Annotated in this window: 28 protein-coding genes and 2 pseudogenes; 17 read left to right on the top strand and 13 right to left on the bottom strand. The window is 70.6% G+C overall.

Going from position 1 to position 23,338, the window contains the following annotated elements:
* Window positions 1-7: 7 nt before the first annotated feature.
* Entirely contained in the window at window positions 8-1,039 is a 1,032-nt protein-coding gene (locus EDF33_RS08545; protein WP_131921412.1) for a putative sulfate exporter family transporter, read from the bottom strand.
* Between the two features lie 57 nt (window positions 1,040-1,096).
* Between EDF33_RS08545 and EDF33_RS08540 the strand changes: the two genes are divergently transcribed.
* Together EDF33_RS08540 and EDF33_RS08535 are read left to right on the top strand one after the other, a co-directional pair.
* Window positions 1,097-1,780, top strand: coding sequence for a hypothetical protein (locus EDF33_RS08540; protein WP_131921411.1), 684 nt, complete (start codon window positions 1,097-1,099; stop codon window positions 1,778-1,780).
* Window positions 1,777-2,442: a hypothetical protein gene (locus EDF33_RS08535; RefSeq protein ID WP_123291741.1), complete on the top strand. Its 666-nt coding sequence runs from the start codon at window positions 1,777-1,779 to the stop codon at window positions 2,440-2,442. The genes EDF33_RS08540 and EDF33_RS08535 overlap by 4 nt, the downstream gene beginning before the upstream one ends.
* Here EDF33_RS08535 and EDF33_RS08530 read toward each other — a convergent pair.
* Window positions 2,433-3,041: an LppP/LprE family lipoprotein gene (locus EDF33_RS08530; protein ID WP_132099816.1), complete on the bottom strand. Its 609-nt coding sequence runs from the start codon at window positions 3,039-3,041 to the stop codon at window positions 2,433-2,435. The two genes, EDF33_RS08535 and EDF33_RS08530, sit on opposite strands and share 10 nt — an antisense overlap.
* Before the next feature lie 64 nt (window positions 3,042-3,105).
* Between EDF33_RS08530 and EDF33_RS08525 the strand changes: the two genes are divergently transcribed.
* From EDF33_RS08525 to EDF33_RS20500, 4 genes and pseudogenes are all read left to right on the top strand, one after another.
* Window positions 3,106-3,936 carry an alpha/beta hydrolase fold domain-containing protein gene (locus EDF33_RS08525; RefSeq protein WP_123291740.1) on the top strand — a complete coding sequence of 277 codons (831 nt, stop codon included), beginning with the start codon at window positions 3,106-3,108 and terminating at the stop codon, window positions 3,934-3,936.
* A gap of 146 nt (window positions 3,937-4,082) precedes the next feature.
* Complete coding sequence (locus EDF33_RS08520; protein ID WP_123939340.1) at window positions 4,083-4,427, top strand: hypothetical protein; 345 nt, start codon at window positions 4,083-4,085, stop codon at window positions 4,425-4,427.
* Window positions 4,428-4,502: 75 nt separating this feature from the next.
* A pseudogene (locus EDF33_RS20505) lies at window positions 4,503-4,598 on the top strand (DivIVA domain-containing protein); the annotation flags it as partial.
* 36 nt (window positions 4,599-4,634) lie between these two features.
* Window positions 4,635-4,757: pseudogene (locus EDF33_RS20500) on the top strand (DivIVA domain-containing protein); the annotation flags it as partial.
* Window positions 4,758-4,871: 114 nt separating this feature from the next.
* On the opposite strand, the gene EDF33_RS08510 reads toward EDF33_RS20500, so the two are convergent.
* The 3 genes from EDF33_RS08510 to EDF33_RS08500 all read right to left on the bottom strand — a co-directional run bounded on the left by EDF33_RS08510 (window position 4,872) and on the right by EDF33_RS08500 (window position 8,310).
* A complete protein-coding gene (locus tag EDF33_RS08510; protein ID WP_132099814.1) occupies window positions 4,872-6,023 on the bottom strand; it encodes a Gfo/Idh/MocA family oxidoreductase in 1,152 nt (383 codons plus the stop codon).
* Entirely contained in the window at window positions 6,020-6,853 is an 834-nt protein-coding gene (locus tag EDF33_RS08505) for a sugar phosphate isomerase/epimerase (RefSeq protein ID WP_132099813.1), read from the bottom strand. The genes EDF33_RS08510 and EDF33_RS08505 overlap by 4 nt, the downstream gene beginning before the upstream one ends.
* Window positions 6,854-6,945: 92 nt before the next feature.
* Entirely contained in the window at window positions 6,946-8,310 is a 1,365-nt protein-coding gene (locus tag EDF33_RS08500; protein WP_123939344.1) for an MFS transporter, read from the bottom strand.
* Between the two features lie 132 nt (window positions 8,311-8,442).
* Here EDF33_RS08500 and EDF33_RS08495 point away from each other — a divergent pair, with 132 nt between their 5' ends.
* A complete protein-coding gene (locus EDF33_RS08495) occupies window positions 8,443-9,027 on the top strand; it encodes a TetR/AcrR family transcriptional regulator (protein WP_123291735.1) in 585 nt (194 codons plus the stop codon).
* A gap of 90 nt (window positions 9,028-9,117) precedes the next feature.
* Here the strand turns inward: EDF33_RS08495 and EDF33_RS08490 are convergent, their stop codons facing one another.
* Window positions 9,118-9,300: a hypothetical protein gene (locus tag EDF33_RS08490; RefSeq protein WP_111086656.1), complete on the bottom strand. Its 183-nt coding sequence runs from the start codon at window positions 9,298-9,300 to the stop codon at window positions 9,118-9,120.
* A gap of 172 nt (window positions 9,301-9,472) precedes the next feature.
* On the opposite strand from EDF33_RS08490, the gene EDF33_RS08485 reads away from it, so the two are divergent.
* The 4 genes from EDF33_RS08485 (at window position 9,473) to EDF33_RS08470 (ending at window position 12,127) form a co-directional block, all read left to right on the top strand.
* Window positions 9,473-10,234: a 5-oxoprolinase subunit PxpA gene (locus tag EDF33_RS08485; RefSeq protein ID WP_132099812.1), complete on the top strand. Its 762-nt coding sequence runs from the start codon at window positions 9,473-9,475 to the stop codon at window positions 10,232-10,234.
* Window positions 10,231-10,863 (top strand): allophanate hydrolase subunit 1, encoded by a 633-nt coding sequence (locus EDF33_RS08480; protein ID WP_132099811.1) that lies wholly within the window; start codon window positions 10,231-10,233, stop codon window positions 10,861-10,863. Before EDF33_RS08485 ends, EDF33_RS08480 begins: the two co-directional genes overlap by 4 nt.
* Window positions 10,860-11,744 carry a biotin-dependent carboxyltransferase family protein gene (locus EDF33_RS08475; RefSeq protein ID WP_132099810.1) on the top strand — a complete coding sequence of 295 codons (885 nt, stop codon included), beginning with the start codon at window positions 10,860-10,862 and terminating at the stop codon, window positions 11,742-11,744. The genes EDF33_RS08480 and EDF33_RS08475 overlap by 4 nt, the downstream gene beginning before the upstream one ends.
* Before the next feature lie 80 nt (window positions 11,745-11,824).
* On the top strand, window positions 11,825-12,127 hold the full coding sequence (locus EDF33_RS08470) for an antibiotic biosynthesis monooxygenase family protein (protein WP_132099809.1): 303 nt from the start codon (window positions 11,825-11,827) through the stop codon (window positions 12,125-12,127).
* 11 nt (window positions 12,128-12,138) lie between these two features.
* Here the strand turns inward: EDF33_RS08470 and EDF33_RS08465 are convergent, their stop codons facing one another.
* The 4 genes from EDF33_RS08465 to EDF33_RS08450 form a co-directional block, all read right to left on the bottom strand.
* The gene (locus EDF33_RS08465) at window positions 12,139-12,897 is read right to left on the bottom strand and encodes a glycoside hydrolase family 16 protein (RefSeq protein ID WP_131880326.1); all 759 of its coding nucleotides are present in this window, start codon (window positions 12,895-12,897) and stop codon (window positions 12,139-12,141) included.
* A gap of 150 nt (window positions 12,898-13,047) precedes the next feature.
* Entirely contained in the window at window positions 13,048-14,100 is a 1,053-nt protein-coding gene (locus tag EDF33_RS08460; protein WP_243692410.1) for a DUF2891 family protein, read from the bottom strand.
* A complete protein-coding gene (locus tag EDF33_RS08455; protein WP_132099808.1) occupies window positions 14,087-15,157 on the bottom strand; it encodes a DUF979 domain-containing protein in 1,071 nt (356 codons plus the stop codon). Before EDF33_RS08455 ends, EDF33_RS08460 begins: the two co-directional genes overlap by 14 nt.
* A complete protein-coding gene (locus EDF33_RS08450; RefSeq protein ID WP_132099807.1) occupies window positions 15,154-15,861 on the bottom strand; it encodes a DUF969 domain-containing protein in 708 nt (235 codons plus the stop codon). The genes EDF33_RS08455 and EDF33_RS08450 overlap by 4 nt, the downstream gene beginning before the upstream one ends.
* A 120-nt stretch (window positions 15,862-15,981) precedes the next feature.
* Between EDF33_RS08450 and EDF33_RS08445 the strand changes: the two genes are divergently transcribed.
* The gene (locus EDF33_RS08445) at window positions 15,982-16,626 is read left to right on the top strand and encodes a GntR family transcriptional regulator (protein WP_132099806.1); all 645 of its coding nucleotides are present in this window, start codon (window positions 15,982-15,984) and stop codon (window positions 16,624-16,626) included.
* Window positions 16,627-16,672: 46 nt separating this feature from the next.
* Here the strand turns inward: EDF33_RS08445 and EDF33_RS08440 are convergent, their stop codons facing one another.
* The 3 genes from EDF33_RS08440 to EDF33_RS20115 form a co-directional block, all read right to left on the bottom strand.
* Entirely contained in the window at window positions 16,673-16,894 is a 222-nt protein-coding gene (locus EDF33_RS08440; RefSeq protein ID WP_132099805.1) for a hypothetical protein, read from the bottom strand.
* Window positions 16,895-16,926: 32 nt separating this feature from the next.
* Window positions 16,927-17,502: a TetR family transcriptional regulator gene (locus EDF33_RS20120; protein WP_165918760.1), complete on the bottom strand. Its 576-nt coding sequence runs from the start codon at window positions 17,500-17,502 to the stop codon at window positions 16,927-16,929.
* 61 nt (window positions 17,503-17,563) lie between these two features.
* Complete coding sequence (locus tag EDF33_RS20115; protein ID WP_165918759.1) at window positions 17,564-18,103, bottom strand: hypothetical protein; 540 nt, start codon at window positions 18,101-18,103, stop codon at window positions 17,564-17,566.
* Between the two features lie 73 nt (window positions 18,104-18,176).
* On the opposite strand from EDF33_RS20115, the gene EDF33_RS08430 reads away from it, so the two are divergent.
* The 5 genes from EDF33_RS08430 (at window position 18,177) to EDF33_RS08410 (ending at window position 23,307) form a co-directional block, all read left to right on the top strand.
* Window positions 18,177-18,428 (top strand): hypothetical protein, encoded by a 252-nt coding sequence (locus tag EDF33_RS08430; RefSeq protein ID WP_132099803.1) that lies wholly within the window; start codon window positions 18,177-18,179, stop codon window positions 18,426-18,428.
* Window positions 18,429-18,594: 166 nt separating this feature from the next.
* Window positions 18,595-20,076, top strand: coding sequence for a DUF6421 family protein (locus EDF33_RS08425; RefSeq protein ID WP_132099802.1), 1,482 nt, complete (start codon window positions 18,595-18,597; stop codon window positions 20,074-20,076).
* Window positions 20,073-20,744 carry an SDR family NAD(P)-dependent oxidoreductase gene (locus EDF33_RS08420; protein WP_243692409.1) on the top strand — a complete coding sequence of 224 codons (672 nt, stop codon included), beginning with the start codon at window positions 20,073-20,075 and terminating at the stop codon, window positions 20,742-20,744. The genes EDF33_RS08425 and EDF33_RS08420 overlap by 4 nt, the downstream gene beginning before the upstream one ends.
* A 4-nt stretch (window positions 20,745-20,748) precedes the next feature.
* The gene (locus EDF33_RS08415) at window positions 20,749-21,822 is read left to right on the top strand and encodes a low specificity L-threonine aldolase (RefSeq protein WP_123939356.1); all 1,074 of its coding nucleotides are present in this window, start codon (window positions 20,749-20,751) and stop codon (window positions 21,820-21,822) included.
* Window positions 21,823-21,840: 18 nt separating this feature from the next.
* The gene (locus tag EDF33_RS08410; RefSeq protein ID WP_132099801.1) at window positions 21,841-23,307 is read left to right on the top strand and encodes an SDR family NAD(P)-dependent oxidoreductase; all 1,467 of its coding nucleotides are present in this window, start codon (window positions 21,841-21,843) and stop codon (window positions 23,305-23,307) included.
* The last annotated feature ends 31 nt before the right edge of the window (window positions 23,308-23,338 follow it).

Genomic DNA, 23,338 nt, shown 5'->3' with positions numbered 1-23,338 from the left:
CCGCGTTCTACAGCAGGCCAAAGACCGCCTGCGCGCCGAGGCTCGTGCCCGCCACGAGCACCCAGAGCGCGATGCCGAGCAGCATCGGACGGAACCCGGCACGTCGCAGCGCTGCGAAGTCCGTCGAGCAGCCGATCGCCGCGAGCGCCACCGTGATGAGGAACGACGCCGCGGTCGAGAATCCCGGAGCAGCGTCAGCCGGCAGCACCCCGACAGTCCGGAGCAGCACCACCACCAGGAACCCGATCAGGAACCACGGGACCAACCGGAACACACGGAACCCGCTGCGCGACCCTGTGTCGGGCGCGAGCTGCTCGCGGGAGGCGCGTCGGGCCTCCAGTCCGGCCAGCCCGATGACGATCGGGATGATCATCAGGGTCCGCACCAGCTTCACGACGACCGCCGTGTCGGTCGCCTGGCGACCGTAGACCGTCGCGGTGGCGACGACGGACGACGTGTCGTTCACCGCAGTGCCCGCGAACACGCCGAAGGCGTGCTGGCTGAGGCCGAGGGCGTGGCCGAGCAGGGGGAAGGCGAACACCGCGGCGATGTTGCAGAGGAAGATCGTCGACATCGCGTAGGCGACGTCCGCGCTGACCGCACCGATGACGGGCGTGACGGCCGCGATCGCGGACGCACCGCAGATCCCGGTCCCCACGCCGATCAGGGTGCGGAGGGCGCTCGACACCCGCAGCAGACGGCCGATCCCCCAGGCGGCACCGAGGCACACCACGAGGGTCGTCAGCATGACCGGCAGGGTCTCGCCGCCGATGCGCAGGACCTCGCCGATCGACAGCTGCGCGCCGAGCAGGACCACCGCGAACTGCAGCACACGACTCGACGAGAACTTCACGCCGGGAGCGAGCACGGCGAGGGTGCCGCCGGTGCGCCGACGGACGAGCCAACCGAGCACCGCGCCGATCAGGACGGCGGGGACGGGTCCGCCCACGACCGGGACGACCGATCCGATCAGGGTCGCGACGAGGCCGATCGCGACGGCGACGGCGACACCGGGTGCGGTGGTGCGGGCGAACTGCATGGGAACAGCATCTCGTGCTCGCGGCCGTCGTGCGGTCCAGCCGGGCAGGATGGTGCGGTGGAGTACTCGGGCGAGCGGTGGGTGCAGCGGCTGCGCGACGGCGAGATGCCGAAGCGGTGGCCGTTCCTGGTCGGCCTCACGATCGTCACGGTGGCCGGCGGGATCGGGGTGTACTTCTCGGCGACCCACCTCGACGGCATCCTGCACTCGGACGCCCGACGCCCCTTCGCCGTGCCGTTGTTCTCGGTGCTGCTGCTCGGGTTCGGGCCCGTGGCCGCGGTGCTGTCCTGGCTGCGCGGGCGGCGCGACCGCGTGGTGCTGGACCGGATCCGCCGGAACGGGACCACAACGCGCTTCCACCTGCCCGTCCTCCGCTCGGGCCCGTACGCCGCCGACGACTTCCCGGACCCGAGGCCGGAGCTGTGGACGGTCGACGCGGCGGGTCTCCACGCGTGGTCACCCGAGCGCGACGATCCCGTGTTCGACCTGGTGTGGGACGACGTCAGGACGATCGAGCTGGCCTCGACGGACGTCCGCGGACAACGCACCGACACCGGGATCTGGATCGTCACCGAGGCGGTGGGTCGGTTCGTGCTGCTGCCGCGCGCAGTCATCGGGCGGCCGTTCGGCGCGAGCGTGACGAAGATCCACATCCTGATGCAGGTGCTCCGGTCGCTGCGGCGCGAGTTCGATCCGCGCCACGACACCGGGCGCTCCGGTCGAGCCCCGGCCGATCGATGACGACACCCGACGAGCAGTGGGTGCAGCGGCTGCGTGACGGCGAGATGCCGAAGCGGGGGCCGGTCCTGCTCGTGGCCGCGGTGACGACGGCCGCGGGGCTCGGCGTGCTCGTCGCCGAGTTCGCGTCGCCGGATTTCCTGCGCGGTCTCGACAGCGCCCGCACACAGGCCAACTTCGTCCTGTGGCCGCTGTTCGTCGCCGGGTTCGGCCTGCTGCTGGCGGTGGTGACCTGGAGCGCCGGTCGGACCGATCGCCGCACCCTGGCACGGATCCGGGAACGCCACACGCCCCGGTTCCACCTGCCGGTCTCCGCGTCGGGGTTTCGGGCAACCGACGACCTGCCGGGCCCCCGACCCGAGATCTGGACCGTCGACGCGTCCGGTCTGCACGCGTGGGCGCCGTCGCGGGCGGAGCCGGTGTTCGACCTGCCCTGGACCCACATCCGGAAGTTCTCCGTGGCCACGAAGGACGCACGCGGACAACGGGTCGACTTCGGCGTCTGGATCAGCACGACGGTCGGCGAGGACGTCGTGGTGGAGCCACGACCAGCGCTCGGACGCGGGTTCGAGGGCGGCCCGGACAAACTCGCGACGATCGTTCGGGTCCTCCGCGCACTGCAGCGCGAGCTCGGCGGTCGGGGTGCTGCCGCCGATCAGCCCTGAGCGGGCGGGACCTCGCCGGTCATGTCGACGCGCTCGGTGCCGTCGTTCCAGATGTACGTCGCGGTGGTGCGACCGGAGGCGTCAGCGTTCGCCTCGTTCTCCTTCGCGTACGTGTAGGTGACCTTGATCGAGGCGTCGGCCAATCGTTCGACGACCGGCTCGAACGCGTACTGCTCGGAGGTCGCGGTGCCGAGGTACCGGCCCTGGTGGAAGAGCAGGATCGCGTACGGCGAGCCAGCGGTGCCGAACTCGGGCGCGACGACGGACCAGGACAGTGAGGCGCAGGCGTCGTAGCCGGTGTAGTCGGCGTTCGCGGCGTCCCACTTGGTGTCCTCGAGGCCGGCGGGTGACGGCAGCGCAGCGATCCCGGCGGCTGCTGCCTCGGAGCCGGTCGCGGGACCACAGGTCGGGGTGGGGGTCGGCGTCGGTGTCGGCGTGCTCGTCGGCGTCGAGGTGGCTGCCGTGTCCGTCGGCGCTGCGGTCACGGTCTCGGTGACGGTCGGGGTCCCTTCGCCGCCGTCCCCGCCACCGGAGCAGCCGGTCAGCAGGGCGACCACGGCCGCGCCGGTCAGGAACAGAGCAGTCTTCGAGGTGCGCACCACTCCACGGTGCACCGACCGACGTGTCGGCGCTCGCATCGTTACCGGCCCGTAGTCTGCTGGCATGCGGGGAGAGGGCATCGGGGCGTCGGTGGGGACGGTCGACGTCATGGACGACGTGCTCCCCGGCCCGCACGGACCGGTCCCGATCCGGCGCTACCGACCGCAGGATCCGGCAGCCGCTCCGGCCCTGGTCTGGCTGCACGGCGGCGGGTTCTTCCGGGGCGACCTGGACCTGCCCGAGTCGGACGCCGTGGCCCGGGCACTCAGCGCCCGCGGCATCCCGGTGGTCACCGTCGACTACCGCCTCGGTCCGCTGCCCGGCATGCCCTGGATCGGGCGGACGGGTCCACGAGCACGCCGACGTGCACCGCATGCACGCGACGAGGTCGTGGCGGTGCTCCACTCGCTCGCAGAGGAGTGTCCGGCCGGTCTGGTGCTGGGTGGCGCGAGCGCTGGAGCGTGCCTCGCCACCACCGCGATCCCGTCCGGACCCGCGCTGGCCGGCGCCGTGCTCGCGTACGGGTTCTTCCACGCGCGGATCCCCTGCGACCCAGCGGTGCAGCGTCTCGTGCGCGGGCACCGGCGGATCACGCACGCTCCACTGTTGCTCGACGCCGCGAACCGCACCTACGCCGGGCCGCTCGGCGCCGGAGCGTTCCCGGCACCGGAGGACCTCAGCACGTTCCCGCGCGCCCTGATGCTCGACGCCGAGCGGGACACGATGCGCGCATCCGGCGACCGGTTCGCACGGCAACTCGGTGCCGCGGGGGTCGATCTCGAACGTCACGTCCTGCCCGACAGCCGGCACGCCTTCCTCAACCGACCGGACAGCATCGACTTCGCGGCTGCCGTCGACCTGATCGCTTCGTGGATGGTCCGTCGGCCCGTCTGAACGTTCGAGCGTGTGCGACCGTCGGACATTCCGGTGACGCCACGACGAACCGGACGTATTCTGCTGTCGGAAGCAACGGCGGTTCCGAACACCCTTCGCCACGTTCACCGTCGTGGCGTCCCGCCTCTGTGACGAAGAGTCCTACTGTGACCGAACACCTCATCGAGTACGTCGCCCGTGACCGCACGGGCATCACCGCCGTCGTGACGACCACCAGCGTCATCGACGTCGACACCGTGATCCAGCACATCCGCTCCGGCCACACCGGCTACTACGTGGCTGCCGACTCCTGGAAGCGCACACCGGTCCGGAGCATGTCGTTCATCGGCGGCACCTACCTGTTCGCGAACTGGGACGGCTCGAAGCGGAACATGCTGCACGACCTGGCGTTCCGGTCGCCGACGCGCGCGGTCCCGACCGCGCCGCCGTCAGAGTCCCGCTTCGCGCGGTTCCTCGACGCCGTGTTCGGCCGCCGGCTCCCACAGCGCTGAGCTGCCAGTACCGCCGCTGCCCCTGCCCGTTCGCAGGCCCGTGAGAGCATGACGGGCATGCAGAAGGGGGAGCAGATGCTCGCGAAGGACGTGTCCGACAAGCGGTTCCGACCGACGAAGTGGCGGGAGGGCTACGACCAGGGCGAGGTCGATGCGTTCCTCGACCGGATCCAGACCACCCTCGCCGGGTACGAGCAGGGGCGGTCGGTGGATCCGCTCACACCGGAGCAGGTGACCGCCGCCCGGTTCCAGCCCACGAAGTTCCGGGAGGGCTACGACCAGGACCAGGTCGACGACTTCCTCGACGAGGTCGTCGTCGCCCTCCGCCAGCACGCGGTGCGCTGAGACCGACGCCGACACCGACACCGACGCAGAACGACATCCCCGTCGTCGTGCGACAACGGGGATGTCGTTCCGGGTCGATCCCGGCAGTCGATCCAGCCCTCAGACCTGCGCGCCCTCCAGCGTCGCCGCGAGCGGGTCGAAGTCCTCGGGCAGCGACGCGATCGGCGCGACGGTCGACTCGACCTCGATGAACGAGCGGGCGGCGATGGACTCCTCGACCGCGACCATGGTGTCGAGCACGTGGTACCCGACCTCACCGGTCGCGATGTGCGAGCCACCACCACGGATGGCCCGCGCCATGTCGAGCACGCCGAGCCCACGGCCGACGGTGGGCTCCTCGTCGAGCAGCACGTCCCACTCCTGCGAGAAGGGGAAGGACGCATCGGCGGTCAGCGGCCGCGCGATCCGGATCGGGTGCCCGCCACCGAACGTGTTCGGGTCGGGCAGGACGATCGTGCCCTCGGTCCCGTTGACCTCGAACACGCCGTGCCGGAACAGCGGGGTGTCGAACGACAGCAGCGACTGTGCGTTGCCACCCTGCTCGAACGAGGTCAGGACGGAGACGTGGGTCGGCACCTCGACGGGGAACGAGTCGCCCGCGTTCGGCCCGACGACCAACTGCCGCGTGGACCGCGACTGAGACCCAGTCGCGACGACCGAGTCGATCGGTCCGAGCAGGTGCACGAGCGCCGTGAAGTAGTACGGGCCGATGTCGAACAGCGGGCCCGCGCCCTTGGCGTAGAGGAACGACGCGTTCGGGTGGAACACGTCCGGCCCCTGCCACTGCATGCTCGTGACCGCGGTGAGCGGGGTGCCGATCGCACCGGCCTCGATCGCACGCTTGGCGGTCTGCCAGCCCGGACCGAGCACGGTGTCGGGCGCGATGCCGAGCTTCAGCCCGAGGGAGTCGGCGAGTTCGACGAGCGACGCGGCCGAGGCACGGTCCACACCGATCGGCTTCTCGCTCCACACGTGCTTGCCGGCACGCAGTGCGTCCATCGAGACGGCGACGTGTGTGGCGGGGAGCGTCAGGTTGATGACGATCTCGACGTCGGGATCGGCGAGCACGGATGCGCCGTCGCCCGAGGCCGCGACACCCCACTTCGAAGCCGACGCCGCGGCGCGTTCCGTGTCGATGTCGCCGATCCGGACGACCTCGACGTCGGGGAACGTCGTGAGGTTCGCCAGGTACTGCTCGCTGATCATGCCGGCGCCGATGAAGCCGATGCCGACGCGTCCGGTGCGGGTCATGCGGACACCTCCGATGCGGACGACGAACCGGCCGGCGCGAGCTGCGCCGCGAGCCACTCGTACGACTGCTGCACACCGTCGAAGACGTCCCCGTCGAACCCGTCGAACTCGATCACGGCGTACTCGAGCGCCGTCGCCGCACGGAGGGCCTCGGCGAGCCGGACGTCGCCCTGGCCGGCCGGGGTCTGGTCGGTGGGGATCGTCGCGGTGGAGATGTCGTCGCGCATCGGACCGTCCTTGACGTGCACGGCGACGATGCGGTCGCCGAGCTCCTCGATGAACGCGACGACGTCGATGCCCGCAGCCGATGCCCAGTACAGGTCGAGCTCGAGCACCACGGCCGGGTCGAGCAGCGACGCGAGCACCTGCAGCGCGGGCTGCCCGTCGATCTGCGGCCGGAGCTCGTGGTCGTGGTTGTGGTATCCGACGCGCAGACCGTGCTCGGCGGCCTCGACGGCGGCGGCGTTCAGTCGTGCGGCGACACGCTCGACGCCCTCGCGGGTCGTCCACGCGTCTGGCCCGACGAACGGGTCGATGACGATCTCGAGGCCGAGTTCCTTCGCCGCGGCGAAGGTGTCGGCATGCGACGGAGCGGTCATCACGGTGCCGTCGGGCAGCGGGATGGTCTCCTCGACCAGGAACGCGTGGCCGGTCTTCGCGGTGATGCCGTGGGCGTCGAACGCGGACTTGAGCTGCGCTGCTCGGTCCACGAACGCGAACGCTTCGACGGTGTCGAAGCCGATCTCGGCCAGGCGGCGGACGCCGCCGTCGAGGTCGGGCTCCAGCGCGGCGTTCACCGTGTAGAGCTGCAGGGAGATGGCGGGAGCCATGTCGGGTCCTTTCCGGGGGTGGTACAGGTGACTGCCTGGAGGCGCGACTCGCGTTGCGGACGCAAGTTGCGCCTCCAGGCTGGTTGCGTTGGTCAGCGGACCGACTTGATCGGCAGGATGACGAGGGCGCCGAGGATGACGGCGACGCCGGCACCCCAGAGCATGAGCGTGTAGTTCTGACCACCGCCGATGCCGAGCAGGAACAGGCCGACGGCCGGTGCGAGCGACTGCGGCAGCGCGTTCGCGATGTTGATGACGCCGAGGTCCTTGCCGGGGCGTTCCGGGTCGGGCAGCACGTCGACGATCAGGGCGGTGTCGATGGCGGCGTAGATGCCGAAGGCGAAGCCGAGGACGATCTCGGCGAAGTAGAAGCCGCCGACGGTGTCGACGTGGGCGAGGATCACGAGGCCGACCGCGGTCAGTGCGGTGGAGCCCCAGACGAAGACCTTGCGGCGCTGGACGCGGTCCGACACCCAGCCGGAGACGGCGGCGCTGACGAGCAGGGCGACCGTGTAGAGCAGGACACCGAACGCGACGACCCCGACGGCCTCGGCCTGCGGCAGACCGATGCGGTCCTGCATGTAGAGCAGGCGGTACGTCGTGAACATGAACGTGCCGAAGGTGATGAGGAAGCGACCCCACCAGGCGAGTCCGAAGTCGCGGTGCTTGAACGGGTTCGTCCAGAACGAGCTGATCAGGTTGATCCAGCTGAACGGCTTGACCGGCGTCGTCGGCAGGTCGTCGCGTGCCACGAAGCAGTAGACGAGGATCGCGATGATCGCCAGGACACCGGGGGCGATGAAGAGGACCGGCAGGTTCCCGACCAGGTACACGGCGAGGTACAGGCCGGCGAGGATCGCGATGTTCTGCGCCAGGGCGATGACGCTCGAGGCCTTGCCGCGCTGGAACTCCGGCACGTTGTCGGCGAAGCTCGCGGTCAGCGTGGCGAGGACGGCGTTCGCCGTGACCTGCGCGAGGACCCAGGCCAGCGTGAGCTGCAGGACGTTCGGCGAGAACGCGAGCCAGGCGAGCGAACCGACGAAGACGATGACGCCGCCGAGCATCCACGGGCGTCGGCGTCCCCACCGGCTGCGCGTGCGGTCGGAGATCGCGCCGAACAGCGGGTTGGCGAACAGCGCGCCGAGGGCACCGAACGGCAGGACGGAGCCGACCACGGTCTCGGGGCTCGTGGGGTTGAGCTCGGTCGCCTTGATCGACATGCTCACGAAGACCGGCGTGAGCAGGGCGACGAACAGGCCGAACTGGGCGAAGCTGAGGCCCCAGAGGTAGCCGCGGCCCACACGCATCGTGCTGACGGACTGCGTGATCCCCTCGACCGAGAACGCTCGGGGCGCCGCGGCGTCCGAGGCGGTGGCACCGGCGGCTGCGGTGACCGCTGGCGATGCGGTCCCGGCGATGCCGCGGGTGGGTTCTTCCTTCGACGTCGGTGTCGACATGACTCCTCCTCGAGTCATAGGGGGCTTCGGGGCCCTCGAATACCTAGTGCTGCTAGGTGATCGGGACTGTAGCACCGGAAACCTCCGACCGGAAGTTTTTGTCCCGATTGTTGCGCCGGTACATTGGCACGCGTGACCTCCAACGATGGAATCGGCACCAGGGGCCCCTACGCCAAGGGCGTGCAGCGTCGGCGGGAGATCCTCGACCAGACGCTCGACGTCGTCGCCTCGCGCGGGATCGACGGCACCTCGCTGCGCGCCATCGGCGATGCGATCGGGGTCTCGCACGCGGCACTGAAGCACTACTTCTCGTCACGCGAAGCGCTGCTGGTCGAGGTCCTGCGGGAACGCGATGCCGCCTCGGACCGGGCGCTCGGCGACACGGCCGGGGTCTTCACCCGACTGGCCTTCGTCGCCGACCGGAACGTCAGCGAGCCGGCACTCGTGACGCTCTACACGACCCTCCTCGGGGCGTCGGTGGAGTCCGGCAACGAGACGGCGCGGGAGTTCTTCGCCGCACGGTTCGACGAGGCGCGGGGGAACCTGGTCGCCCAGCTGCACGACGAGCTCGCGGCGTCGGGGCGGCACTCGGACGCCGACCTCGAGCAGGTGGCGTCGCTCATCATCGCGGCGTTCGACGGGCTGCAGGTGCAGTGGCTGCTGGACCGGAACGTGGACATCGCGGGGACGCTGCGGTTGCTGGAGCGGGTGTTGTAGGGGGACTCGGAACGACACCGGGTCGACTCGGAACGACGTCCCCGTCGTCGTACGACAACGAGGACGTCGTTCCGAGTCGACGAACGACCCCTACTTCTCGCCGTCCTCTTCCGGGTTGAAGTGCGAGTCGTCCCCGACGTGCCCAGCGGCGAGGCCGTCCGGGTCGTTGGGGATGGTGTTGTCGTCGCCGAGCCCGCCCGGCTTCTCGGTGCCCTCGGAGTCGTTCACGGGGGCCTTGGCGTCGTCGTCGTGCGTGTTGCTGCTGTCGGTCATGGTCTGCTCCAGTGCAGTGGTCGAACCGAGGGCGACGCCCCCGGCAGGTGCTGACCTCGGACGCTACGTGCCGCTGCTCGGAATCCACCCACCAGCCGCGTGCCCCGATCGGTCGACAGAGGAGTCGCCGCTCGGTAGATTGTTCAACAACCCGCGACGACAGGGAGTCCCCGTGACGACGATCGACCTGAACAGCGACCTCGGCGAGGGGTTCGGCGCCTGGACGATGGGCGACGACGCCGCGATGCTCGACGTCGTGTCGAGCGCCAACATCGCCTGCGGATTCCACGCCGGCGACCCGACGATCATGCTCGCCACCGCCCGCGCTGCCGCCGAGCGCGGGGTCGCGATCGGTGCGCACGTCGCCTACCGCGACCTCGCCGGCTTCGGCCGCCGTCCGGTGCACGTCACCCCGGACGAACTCCACGCCGACGTCGTGCACCAGCTCGGCGCGATGGCCGCCACCGCGCGGGTCGTCGGCACCGCGGTCACCTACGTCAAGCCCCACGGCGCCCTGTACAACACGGCGTGCGCCGACCCGGTCCAGGCCGAGGCCGTGGTCCGGGCGATCGCCGACGTCGACAGCTCGCTCGCGGTGCTCGCGCTGCCGGGTTCCGAACTCCTGCTCGCTGCCGAACGCCACGGGCTGCGCGCGGTCGCGGAGTCCTTCGCCGACCGCGCCTACGAACCCGACGGCTCCCTGGTGTCCCGCAGCACGCCGGGTTCGGTGCTCCACGATCCAGACGAGGTCGCCGCCCGCGTCCTCCGCATGGTCACCGACGGCGTCGCGACCGCCGTCGACGGCTCCGAGCTGCGGGTCAGTGCCGACTCGGTCTGCGTCCACGGCGACTCCCCCGGTGCCGTCGCGATGGCCCGCGCGATCCGAGCCCTGCTGACCGAGCACGGCGTCGCGATCGCGCCGTTCGCACCGTGACCGTCCTCGACCTCCGGCCCGCTGGGCGCACCGCCTTGCTCGCCACCTTCGACTCACTGCCGCAGGTCGTCGCGTTCCGCGCCGGGCTGACCGCGGCTCGGCTGCCCGGCCTCACCGAGGTCGTGTCCGGCGCGCGGACGCTGCTGCTCCGCTACGACCCGGCGACGACCGACGCCGTCAGACTCCGCGGCGCACTCGAACGAGTCGTGCCGTCCGCCGACGCCGATGCGGCGAGCGCCGCGGACCCCCTCGTCATCCCGGTGGTCTACGACGGCGAGGACCTCGACCAGGTCGTCGCCCTGACCGGCATGCGCCGCGACCGCGTGATCGCGTGGCACACCGGCCAGCTCTGGACGAGCGCGTTCTGCGGCTTCGCCCCGGGCTTCAGTTACCTCACCGGCACCGAGCCGTCACTCGACCTGCCTCGCCGGAGCACGTCGCGCACCGCCGTGCCGAGCGGTGCCGTCGCACTGGCGGGCGAGTTCAGCGCCGTCTACCCGCGCGTCTCCCCCGGCGGCTGGCAGCTCATCGGCCGCACCGACGTGTCGATGTGGTCGCTCGACCGGGAACCGCCGGCGCTGGCACCCGCCGGCACACGGGTCCGGTTTGTCGACGCGGGTGCGGCATGAGTGCGCTGACCGTCCTGCAGGTCGGCTTCGGCGTCGCCACGCAGGACCTGGGGCGCCCCGGCTTCAGTGACATGGGCCTCGGCGCGGCGGGCGCCGCCGACCGCGGGTCCGCAGCACTGGCCAACCGGCTGGTCGGCAACCGTCCCGATGCGGCCGTCCTGGAGGCCCTGCTCGGCTCCGTCACGCTTCAGACCGACGCGTACGTGGTCGCCGCCACCGCCGGGGCCGCCTGCCCGGTCGAGATCGAGCGGGCGGACGGCCGGGTCCGCGGTGCGGCCTCGCACGAGGTCCTGATGCTCGCCCCGGGTGACACGCTCCGGATCGGTACGGCCACCGCCGGGCTGCGCTCCTACATCGCGGTCCTCGGCGGGTTCGCGGTCGAGCCCGTACTGGGCAGTCGCTCGTGGGACTCGCTCGCACGCCTCGGGCCTCCGCCGTCGTCGCCGGGTGACGTCCTGCCGATCGGCGATGCGCGCGCCTCGTGGCCGATCGTCGACGCCGTGCCGCAACCCGACGAGCACTGGCCGGACGACCCGGTCGTCCTCGACATCACCGCCGGCCCCCGCGACGACTGGTTCACGCCGGACTGGCGCGACACCTTGACCGCTCAGGACTTCACCGTCGAGTCGGACAGCGACCGCGTGGGGGTCCGCACCACGGCTCCGCAGCCACTCGTCCGCGCCGTGACGGTCGAGCTGCCGAGCGAAGGGGTGGAGACCGGTTCGCTGCAGGTCCCGCCGGAGGGCTTCCCGGTGCTGTTCCTCGCCGACCACCCGGTCACCGGCGGCTACCCCGTCGTGGCGGTCCTCACGCCGGAGTCGGTCGACCGTGCCGCGCAGCTCCGCCCGGGCGACGCCATCCGCTTCCGGTTCGTCCACTGACGACCGGCTCGCTGACCGATCCGGAACAGGTCGGCGCCACTGCGGGTTGAGTCGGACACTGCCGACGAAAGGTGCACCACATGTCGATCACCGTCCTGCTCGAGGTCCAGTTCCGGAGCGACGTCCCCGCCGACACCGTCGAGGCGGCGATCCGCGAGACGCTCGCGCAGACCCGGGCCTTCGACGGCTGCGAGTCCCTCGAGGTGCTGGTCGACGACGCCGACCCGACGCGCATGGTCGTCGTCGAGTCCTGGACGAGCGGGGCCGCCCACGACGCCTACGAGGCATGGCGGGCGACCCCGGACGGTGCCGCAGCGATCGGACCGATCGTCGCCGCTCCGCCCGTCGCGCGGACGTTCGCCCGGACGATCGCGACCAGCTGACCTGCTGTGGGTCAGCCCGTGTACTCGTAGGTGCTGACCCAGTCGATGTCGAGGTGCCCGGCGGCACCCCAGTTGCCGACCTGGAACATGTACCGGTGCGCGGTCTTCGGCACGTTCGACGTGACCGTCTTGATGACCTTGCCGTCGAGCAGGTACTGCACCGACTTGCCGGGGATCCACTCGACCGAGTAGACGTGCCAGCTGCGCCAGGTCACCCCGGTGCTCATGCTCGTCGAGTTCGCTTCCTGCCCGGCGACCATCGAGTGGTGGTGGAGCATCGGCGACCCCTCGAAGTTCGCCTCGGGGTAGTCGATCTCGCCGTCCGACCAGACGTTGGACGACGGCCACAGCATGAACGCTGCACCGTTCCCGTCGCCGCCGGTGGCCTTCGCGCGGACGCTGAACTTGCCGCCCACGTGCGACCACGCGCCGTTCGGGGTCCCGAAGGTCCCCGCGGCTCCGTGCTTGCCGTCGAGCGTGACGTCCATGTAGCCGTTGCGGGCGCTGACCTGCGAGCCGGAGTAGTACGTGCCGCCCGTCCCGTCCGGGTAGGGCTGCCACGAGTTCGCGTAGGTCTTCGCGAACTGGCCGTTGGCCGAGGCCGTCGTGCTGAAGTTCTCGACGAAGGTCTGCTTGAACTTGCCGACGTTGCCGACCGGGGCGGTGACCCCCGCGTAGGCAACGGTTCCCGCTCCGAGCGGTGCCGCCACGACGACGGCTCCGATGAGTGCGGCGATGAGTGCTGTCCGCCTGATCCTGCGGTGCTGCATGTGTCACTCCCTGGTGTGACTGGTGGCACCCGTTCCCCTCGGGCACCCAGCCGGATCTCGGCTGCGCACCGAGGGTAGGTGCATTCTGCAACCGATGCAGGGGGTTGACAGCAGCACGCCGGACCGGCGACCATGCCCCTCGTTCGAGGGTCAGCGCGCGGCGTGCTCGCGTGATTCCATGGCGTCCCAGGCGAAGCTCGCGAGCCAGTGCGTGGAGTAGTACTCCTCGCCGACGCTGGCGGCCAGACCCGAGGCCAGCAGCCGGTCCGCCGCCTCGTCGAGCAGGCTCGCGAGCCCGTCGTCGAGCTCACCGGCGCGCAGGGCGTCCGCGATGCGCCGGGCCGATCCCGCTCGCGACAGGTCGAGCCCGAACAGGTGCACCTGCTGCGGGTCGTTCTCGTCGCGGACCACGGTCGACTGCAGGATCGCGTCGCCCGACCGCACCTGGGCGAAGAAGCCGTCCGACCACGTCGCGAACTCGGCCGGGGTCAGCACGGCGCGCATCAGGTCGGCCTCGGCCAGTCCGGCGGACAGGAAGTCGTGTCCGCTGCGCTCCCAGGCGAACGGCCACCCGGCGTCCTCGCCGAACCACTCGCGCGCCGCCCGCTCCACCGTCGCGGCGAGCTCGTCGCGGCCGAGCGCCCGTGCGGCCTCGAGCACGAGCAGCAGCCCGAACGCCGAGTTCGAGTGCACCCCGTGCCGCACCGGGTGGGCAGCGCCGTCGACCCAGCGGGTGACGAGGCCCTCGAGCACGTCGACGACGGGCGCAAACCCGGGGGCGAGCTGCCGGATGGCCGGCACCTCGGACGCGGAGACCTCGGCGGCGAGCTTCGCGAGCCAGGCCCACCCGTAGGGGCGCTCGTAGTGCGGCGTCGTGTGGAAGTAGGCGGCTTCCGTCGCCAGGTGATCCGCGCTCAGGTGGGCTTGCAGGATCGTGGTGAGCCGGGCCTCCAGGTCGGCCGGCAGGCCGTGCGCGACCAGACGCGCTGCGAGCCAGTGCATGTGCACGGACGAGTGCCAGTCGTACGACGTGGCGAAGGCGGGGTGCAGCTCGACCGGCAGCGCCCGGTCGTCCGGGCCGGACGTCGTGTGGTGTGCCGCGTACGGGTACTCGCGGGTGGTGTTCTCGGCGGCGACGGCCGCGAAGCGGTCGGCCCACGCGGCCCGGGTCAGGTCGATCGGGGCAGCATCAGAAAGCGACAAGGTACATGACTCCCATGTTGACGACGAGCAGGATGGCGGCGGTCGGGATCTGCGCCTTGATCGGACCGTACTTGTCCCGCATCTCGAGCAGGGCAGCCGGCACCAGGTTGAAGTTCGCTGCCATCGGCGTGACGAGCGTGCCGCAGAAGCCGGCGAGCATGCCGATGGCGAAGATCGCGGCCGGGTTGCCGTCGAAGCCCTGCACCAGGACGGGCCAGCCGATCGCGGCCGTCATGATCGGGAAGGCGGCGAACGCGTTGCCCATGATGATCGTGAAGAGCGCCATGCCGAGGCAGTAGACGACCACCGCGGCGATCAGCGACCCGCCGGGCAGGATCGACTTGATGATCGTGCCGACGGCGTCGCCGACCCCGGCCTGGGTGAACACGATGCCGAGGGTGGAGAGCATCTGCGGCAGCAGCGCCGCCCACCCGATGGCCTGCAGGAGACGGCCGCCCTCGCGGATGGGCGTGGCGATCCCCGGCGGGCGCAGGACGAACACCGCGACGACCACGGCCAGCACCGACCCGATGCCCAGGCCGGTCAGGGTCGCGCTGCCCTCGGCGAGCAACGGTTCGCCGCCGATCGAGACGAGCGGACCGAGCGTCGCCACGAGGACGGCGACCACGGGCACGACCAGCGCCGGGATGAAGAGCTTGTTGCCGAACCGGGTGGCGAACGCCGCGCGCTCGTCGGGGCTGGTCGTGGCGAGGACGCTCGTGCTGGCGGCCGGCTTCGTGGCGGCAGCGGTGGGCTCGGCCGGGCCGGTCTCCGCCCCCGTTCCGGCACCCGGGATGCTGGCGACCCGCGTGCGACTGGTGGTCCCGGTGAACCCGAGTCCGGCGAGCGCGACCATCACCAGGACGGCGATGCCCAGCACCCACGACGGCGCGGTCTTCGCGGCGACGAAGGTGCCGTAGAAGAACGAGACCCCGAGGATCCCCCAGAACGCCGCGTTGCCGAGTCGCTTCGCGTGCGAGGTGTCCGTAACGATGATGACGGCCACCGCGATGAAGAACGCGCCGATGAGCCAGTAGAGCCATTCACTCGTGATCACGCTGCGGCTCCCTGCGCCGGGGCGTCGACGCGTGCGTCGGCGGCCATCTTGTCGAGCGTGCGGTCGAGCAGCAGCAGCCGCGTGCCGTGGATCAGCAGGGCGGCGATGCCCGTCGGGATCGCCCAGAGCGCCAGGTCGATCGGCTCGAGCGACAGGCCGTAGGTGGCGTCGACGAAGGTCGTGATGAGCAGGATCGAACCGACCGCGACGAAGACGTCCTCGCCGAAGAACACCCCGACGGTGTCGGACGACGCCGAGTAGCCCTTGATCTTCTCGCGCATCCGCTCGTCGATCCGGCCGTACTTCTTGATCGCCGCACCCTCGGCCATCGGGTGCACGAGGGGCCGCACGGTCTGCGCCGGCCCGCCGATGCTGGTGAGGCCGACCGCGGCCGTGACCTGCCGGATGGCCAGGTACCCGGCCAGCAGACGACCCGTCGTGAGCTTGTCGAGCTTCGCGATCAGGCGCTTGGCCTGGTCCTGCAGCCCGTAGCGCTCGATCAGGCCGATGACCGGCAGGACGAGCGCGAAGGTCGTGACGGACCGGCTCGACGCGAAGCCGTCGCCGAACGCGGTGAGGATGCCGACGGGACCGATCCCGCCGATGGCCGCGGTGACGATGCCCGCGACGGTCACGACGAGCAGCGCGTTGATGCGCAACGCGAACCCGATGATGACGACGGCGACGCCGATGAGGACGAACATGCGGGACAGTCTGGACCGCATTGTTCAACAATCGCAAGGGGGTGTTCTGCTCTGTAACACGACGGTCACACGGCGCGGGGTTCGCACCTGCGATGCCCGAGGCCGTGTCAGGATCGGGACATGACCCGAACCGTCAGCGGTGCCGACTCGACGGCCGACCGGCTGCGCACCATGATCGCGGCGGGCGAGTTCTCCCCCGGGGCGCAGCTGTCCGAGGAACGGTTGAGCGACCAGCTCGGGGTGTCGCGGAACACCCTGCGCGAGGCCTTCCGGCTGCTCGCGCGGGACCGGCTGGTCGAGCACGTGTTCAACCGCGGGGTCTTCGTGCGACGCCTCTCCGCCGAGGACGTCACGGACCTGTACGCCGCCCGACGGGTGCTCGAGGAAGCCGCGGTCCGCGCGTGCTCGCCGACGTCACCCGCGCTTGACGCAGCCGCGGCGGCCGTCACGGCTGCACGGGACGCTGCCGCCGCGGGCGACTGGGGCGGCGTGGGCACCGCGGACATCCGGTTCCACTCCGAGCTCGTCCGAGCGGTCCCGAGCGCGCGGATCCACGGCCTGATGGACGGGCTGCTCGCCGAGATGCGGCTGGCCTTCCTGACGACCGACGACCCGGGGTCGTTCCACGCCGAGTTCGTGGACCGGAACGACGCCATCGTCGCGGCGTTGCGCGCCGGCGACCAGGCGGGAGCGTCGGCGCTGTTGGCGGACTACCTCGACGATGCGGAACGGACGCTGCGGGTGGCCGCGGACGCGGCAGGCTGACGGGAGGCCCGGTGCGGTTCCTGCCTGCGCGCTCGGCCCGCCTCGACTAGCGCTGGTACCGGCCGAGGCCGCGCCTCCTGTCGCGGAGTGCGACGGCGAGCATGCTGCCGCCGAGCACGAGCCACAGGACGGCCATGAGCAAGCGGAAGACACTCGGCTCGATGATCGCCAGGACGCTCCAGAGCACCCCGACCGCGAGCCACAGCACGCCGACCCAAACCAACGGCCGCCCGAAGGTCGCGCGGAGGAACCGGTTGTCGCTGCTCATGGGCCGAACCCTACGCCCGGCCGTGCGACACGTCAGCCCCCGACGAGCGCCTTCACCGCGTCGATGACGATCTGCCGACGCCGCGCAGGTGCGACCGCCGCGACCAAGGAGCCGTACTCGGGAGAACTCGAGCTCCAGAACGCGGCGAGGTGCATCACCAGACCGAGCAGCACCGCCGGCCGGTAGCTGCGCGGCAGGACCCCGGCGCGCTGGGCGTGCTCGACCGCGGCGACGGCCTCGGCGTTGCTGGCGATGACGGCTTCGAGCGCACCGTCACTCCCCCGCTCGAGGCGGTGCCACGTCGCGAGCCGTTCGGCCCAGGGCCGCCGGACATACGAGTCGTGCAGGCGAGCAGCCCACTCGGCGAGGTCGTCGGTGTCGACGGGGACCTCGTCGAACGTCTCGGCGACGGTCTGGGCGAGGAGCGCGTCGAACAGCCCCTCCTTGCTGCCGAAGTAGTGGAAGATCTGCGCCTTGTTGCTCGACGACGCCGCGGCGATCCGCTCGATCTTGGCGCCGACGAGCCCAGCCGCGGCGAACTCGTCGCGTGCCGCGAGCAGGAGTCGTGCGCGCATCGCGTCGGCGGCTGGGGGCGTGAAGCGTGCCATGCAGACAACCGTATCGACCGAGTCGGCACCGCGGAGCCGAACGGCCACCATGCCGCACGCGTCAGGCTCGCTGCCGCCGAACGACACCCCACACACCCAGCCCCACCGCCAGCAGGACGCCGGCGACCACCGATCCCTGGACCAGGTCGGAGAAGCCCTGGCGCACGTCGGAGTTCCAGAAGAGGACCACAGCGACGAGAGCTGCGGCCAGGCCGAGCACGATCGACCGGGCGCGCAGTCCCCCGCCGGACCGACTGACAACGGCGTCGATCGCCACGAGCGGGACCGGGAGCAGCGCGGCGAGTGCAGTCGATCCTCCGAACACCGCGGTTCCCACGAGGGCGCCCGCGCCGAGTCCGATCGCTGCACCCAGCCAGTTCGCCCGGCGCACGCGGAGGGTCGTTGGAACAGCGCTCCTGCGCGACGCGAGCAGGAGGGCGAGGAGCCCGAACGCTCCCAGGACGAGCAACGTCGAGCCCACGTCCCACCAGGCAATGTCCGGGCCGCCGACGATCGTGACTCCGAGGCCGAGGGCACCGAGGCACGCGAGTGACACCAACGATTCGTCGACCGTGCGGTCGCGCGGTTCCTTCTCTTCCACCTGACGAACATACCGCCGAATCCGACCATACGGCGTGTGAAACATCAGTACTGTAGCGAGCGAGGGAGGCCCCATGTCCGAGAAGTCTCGTGTCCGCCGCATCGTCAGCACTGGTCTCGCGGTCGGCTCAGTCCTGCTCGCCACAACCTGCGTCGTACTCGTCGCTGGTGGCTGGCCACTTGCCGTCGCAGCCGGAGCAGCCGGATTGTCCGCGTCGGGCTTCGCGGGCACCGTCGACCCGAAGAGCAAGGCCGCCCCGGCCGCCTTCTTGATCTGCGTCGCAGCGATCGGCCTGGCGCTGCTCCTGCACCAGATCCACACCTGAGCGGTGATGCGTTGCGCAGGGGATCGACTTTCCCGCGCGGAGAACGGCGCCGCGCACGAAACCCCCGCAAATGGGCAAGAATGCGTCCCCCGATCCTCCCTAGGCTCATGACAAGCGCACCACCACGCCGCAGATCCGCGGCCGGCCCAATGACGGGAGGTTCGACATGTCACAGTTCGTCCAGGAGTTCACGCAGGGCGCCATCGTCGGAGAACCCGAGGTCGTCGAGGACCGCCCGTCGGTGCGCGAGGTCGCCGAGCACCCCGCGTGGACGCGGCTGAAAGCCGCTGTCGTGTCGTTCCGTGCGCTGCAGACGGCCGACGGCTCGATACCCGACCACTCGGATCACGCGACCGCTTCCGAGCACCTGGCCACGATCCTCCCGGCCATTGCCGAACTGGCCCCGTTCTTTCCGCACGATGCGGCGTACCTCGCTGCACTGCAGCGCGACTTCGCACGCTGGGAACGCGACGGTTTCGGCGTTCCCGACTTCCTCGACGCACTGAACGCATTCCAGCCGCAACAGCACCGCGTCGACGGGCTCGGCCACCTGGTCGTCTTCCCGATGGTGACGCAGAACGGCAGTTCCTCGCGGTTCGTCGAAGCCGTCCTGGTCGAGGTCATCTGGCCGGGGTTCATCGCGGAACTCGAAGCGGGCGACTACAGCAACAAGCTCTTCGTCGCGTTGCGGTTCGTCGACTTCACGCCCGGGTACGACACGAATTCTGCGGTGCTGTTCCCCGAGACGGTCGCGATGCGCGAGATCCCGACGTTCACGTGGGGTGCGATCTTCCAGGACCGCGAAGCCGCTCGCTACCGCCGAGTCGTCCGTGCCGCTGCGGAGATCACCAAACTGGAGTTGCCGGACGACGCTGCAGCAATGCTCGACGACCAGGAGCTGACGGAACAGGTCTTCGTGATGTGGGACATCATCCACGACCGATCGCACATGCGCGGGGACCTGCCGTTCGATCCGTTCATGATCAAGCAACGGATGCCGTTCTTCCTCTACTCGCTGGAAGAACTCCGCTGCGACCTGACGGCGTTCCGGGAATCCGTGCGGCTCGAACGCGCGCTTTCCGCTGTGCCGGATGCAGATCTCGACGAGGCGCAACGCGCAATCCGCGACCACGCCCGCCTGGTGCAGTACGCCGTCGTCTTCGACCGCATCTTCCGGTTCGCGATCACCGGCAGCCGTGTCCGGAACTACGACGGGCTCGGCGGGCAGTTGTTGTTCGCGTGGATGCACCAGCACGATGTCCTGCACTGGACCGACACGCAGCTCACCATCGACTGGGATGCCGTTCCCGACGTGATCATCGCGCTCAGTGATCAGATCAACGAGTTGTACCGGCGGTCGATCGACCGGCCGAAATCGGCGCACTGGCTCGCTGCGTACGAGATGCTGACCCGGACGCTCACGCCGCACCCGGCGTCGAGATGGGCGCGGGGACTGCCGGAGGAAACGCTCGCCGGAATGCCCAAGGGCTACACCGACGCGGTGCTCGACGACGAATTCCCGCTGTCGATGTTCTACGAGGCACTGAACAAGAAGATGGCTGCGGTCATCGCTTCGACGGCCGGCATCACCGGCTCGTCGTCGGTTGCTCCGCCCGCTGCTCCGTCCGTTCCGGACGTCGCCGCGTGAGCGCTGGATCCCTGTCCGGTCGCACGGTGCTGGTCGCGGGCGCGACCAGCACCAGCGGCGCGGCGGTCGCGCGCGCACTCACCTCCGCCGGGGCGGCCGTCGTCGCGGTCGGCACCAGACCAGACGCACTGGAGGCCCTGCACGCCTCCGTCCCGGGCGTCACGACCCACACGTGCGACCTCGCAGACCTCGGCGCGGTCACCGCGCTCGCGGCTGCGGTCCGCGCGACGGAAGGACCGGTCGACGGGCTGGTCCACCTGGTCGGTGGGTGGCGCGGGGGCGGCGGCATCGCCGGCCAGTCGGACGACGACTGGGACTTCTTCGACCGGGCGTTCCGCACCCTGCGGAACACCACGCGCGTGTTCTACGACGACCTGGTGGCGTCGCCGGCCGGACGGCTCGCGTTCGTCTCGTCCACCGCCGTCGACTCCCCCACCGCGGGTGCCGCGAACTACGCAGCAGCCAAGGCCGCCTCCGACGCGTGGGTCCGTGCCGTCGCCCAGGGCTTCCGGAAGGACGCACCGGACTCGGCGGCAGCCACCGTGTTCGTCGTCGGCGCCCTCGCCGGTCTCGAAGAGCGGCTCGGCGACGAGGTCGTGCGGCTCTGGACGGCACCGCCGGCCGACGTGAACGGCGCCCGTCTCCCGCTCTCGCTCTCCTTAGGATGAACCAGTGACCCTTCGACTCCACGACCTGGACCTGCGGGGCTTCGCCTCGGACAACTACGCCGGTGTCCACCCCGAGATCCTCGACGCGATCGCCGCGGCCAACGACGGCCACCAGATCGCCTACGGCGAGGACGTCTACACGGCCCGTCTCAACGAGGTGATCGGCGACCACTTCGGCTCGCAGGCGCAGGCGTTCCCGGTGTTCAACGGCACCGGCGCGAACGTCGTCGGGCTGCAGTCGATGCTGCCGCGGTGGGGCGCCGTCGTGTGCACCACGACCGCGCACATCCACACCGACGAAGCGGGTGCTCCCGAGCGCATCGGCGGGATCAAGCTGCTGCCGGTCGAGACCCCCGACGGCAAGCTCACCCCCGAGCTCATCGACAAGGAGGCCTGGGGCTGGGGCGACGAGCACCGCGCCCAGCCGCTCGTCGTCTCGATCACGCAGACCACCGAACTCGGCACCGCCTACACGGTCGACGAGATCCGGGCGATCGCGGACCACATCCACCCGCTCGGCATGACGCTGCACATGGACGGCGCGCGCATCTCCAACGCCGCTGCGACCCTCGGCCTGCCCCTGCGCGACTTCACCACCGATGCCGGCGTGGACGTGCTGAGCTTCGGCGGCACGAAGAACGGCATGCTCTACGGCGAGGCGATCGTGGTGCTCAACCCCGACGCCTCAGAGGGACTGCACTACCTGCGCAAGATGAACATGCAGCTGTCGTCGAAGATGCGGTTCGTCTCCGCGCAGCTCATCGCGCTGCTGTCCGACGACCTGTACCTGCGCTCCGCCGGGCACGCCAACGCCATGGCCGCTCGACTCCGCGGCGCACTCGAGGCCCGGATCGCCGACGGCAGCATCCAGGGCGTCGGGTTCAGCCAGGAGACCCAGGCCAACGGGGTGTTCGCGACGCTGCCCGCGGGGGTGGCCGAGCGGCTGCGCAAGCACTTCCGGTTCTACGACTGGGACGCCAGCCGCAACGAGGTGCGGTGGATGTGCGCGTACGACACGTCGGAGCAGGACATCGACGACTTCGTGGCGGCGTTGACGCGGGAGCTCGACGCGGCCTGATCCAACGTAGAATCCCGTGTGATCTCCGAGCACCCCGAACCCAGCGGCATCCTCCCCGAGGACCTCGACGCCACGCTCCGGGTGCTCGAGCAGATGAGCGACATCGACGAGACGCACCCCGACTTCGTGCGGGTGCGCCAGGCCACGGCGAAGATGTTCAAGGCCGTGAAGCGTGCGCACCGACTCGAGAAACGCGCGGTCATCGCCGAGGCCGACCGCCTCGTCATCGCCGCCACCGCGACCGGAGCCGCCGACCGGATCGACGACGAGACCCGCGGGGTCCCGATCAGCACCTCGACGACGGCGTCCACCGCCGGCACCCTGCTGAAGTCACGCCCCTGCTACATGTGCAAGCAGCAGTACACGGTCGTGGACGCGTTCTACCACCAGCTGTGCCCCTCGTGCGCGGCGATGAGCCACGCGAAGCGTGATGCCCGGACCGACCTGACGGGCAAGCGGGCCCTGCTGACCGGCGGCCGCGCGAAGATCGGCATGTACATCGCGCTCCGCCTGCTGCGTGACGGCGCCCACACCACGATCACGACGCGGTTCCCCCGCGACGCCGTGCGCCGGTTCACGAGCCTGCCGGACTCGGCCGACTGGATCTCGCGCCTCAAGGTCGTCGGCATCGACCTGCGTGACCCGGCCCAGGTCATCGGTCTCGCCGAGGACGTCGCCGCTGCTGGCCCGCTCGACATCCTGATCAACAACGCGACGCAGACCGTCCGCCGGTCGCCCGGCGCGTACCAACCCCTCGTCGACGCCGAACTCGCGCCGCTGCCGGACGGCGCGCTGCCCGAGCTCGTGACCTTCGGGCACACGAACGACCAGCACCCGCAGGCGCTCGCCCGGTCGGTGACGGCGCACCCGATCCTCGCGGCCGCCGCAGCCAGGGCCGACGAGCTGACCGAGCAGGCCATGGCTCCGGGGTCGAGCTCGCTCGAACGCCTCGCCATGGGCACCGCGATCGACGCCGGCGGCCTCGTGCCTGACCTGCACGACGTGAACTCGTGGACGCAGGCCGTTGACGAGGTCGACCCGCTCGAGATGCTCGAGGTCCAGCTCGCGAACACCACCGCGCCGTTCATCCTGATCTCGAAGCTCCGTCCCGCGATGGCGGCGAGCGAGGCGCACCGCACCTACGTGGTGAACGTCAGCGCGATGGAGGGTGTGTTCGGCCGCGCCTACAAGGGACCGGGGCACCCGCACACGAACATGGCGAAGGCTGCCGTGAACATGCTCACCCGCACGAGTGCGCAGGAGATGTTCGAGACCGACCGCATCCTGATGACGAGCGTCGACACCGGGTGGATCACCGACGAGCGACCGCACCCGACGAAGGTCCGGCTGGCGGAGGAGGGCTTCCACGCGCCGCTCGACCTCGTCGACGGGGCTGCCCGCGTGTACGACCCGATCGTGCGGGGCGAGGCGGGCGAGGACGTGTTCGGCGTGTTCCTGAAGGACTACAAGCCCAGTTCCTGGTGAGCTCGGCGGCCGGAGCCGCTTCACTGCGGTC

The sequence above is a fragment of the Curtobacterium sp. PhB146 genome (assembly GCF_004342995.1).
Taxonomy (GTDB): Bacteria; Actinomycetota; Actinomycetes; order Actinomycetales; family Microbacteriaceae; genus Curtobacterium.
Note: the sequence above shows the minus strand (reverse complement) of the source record. Positions and strands in the feature narration are given on the sequence as shown.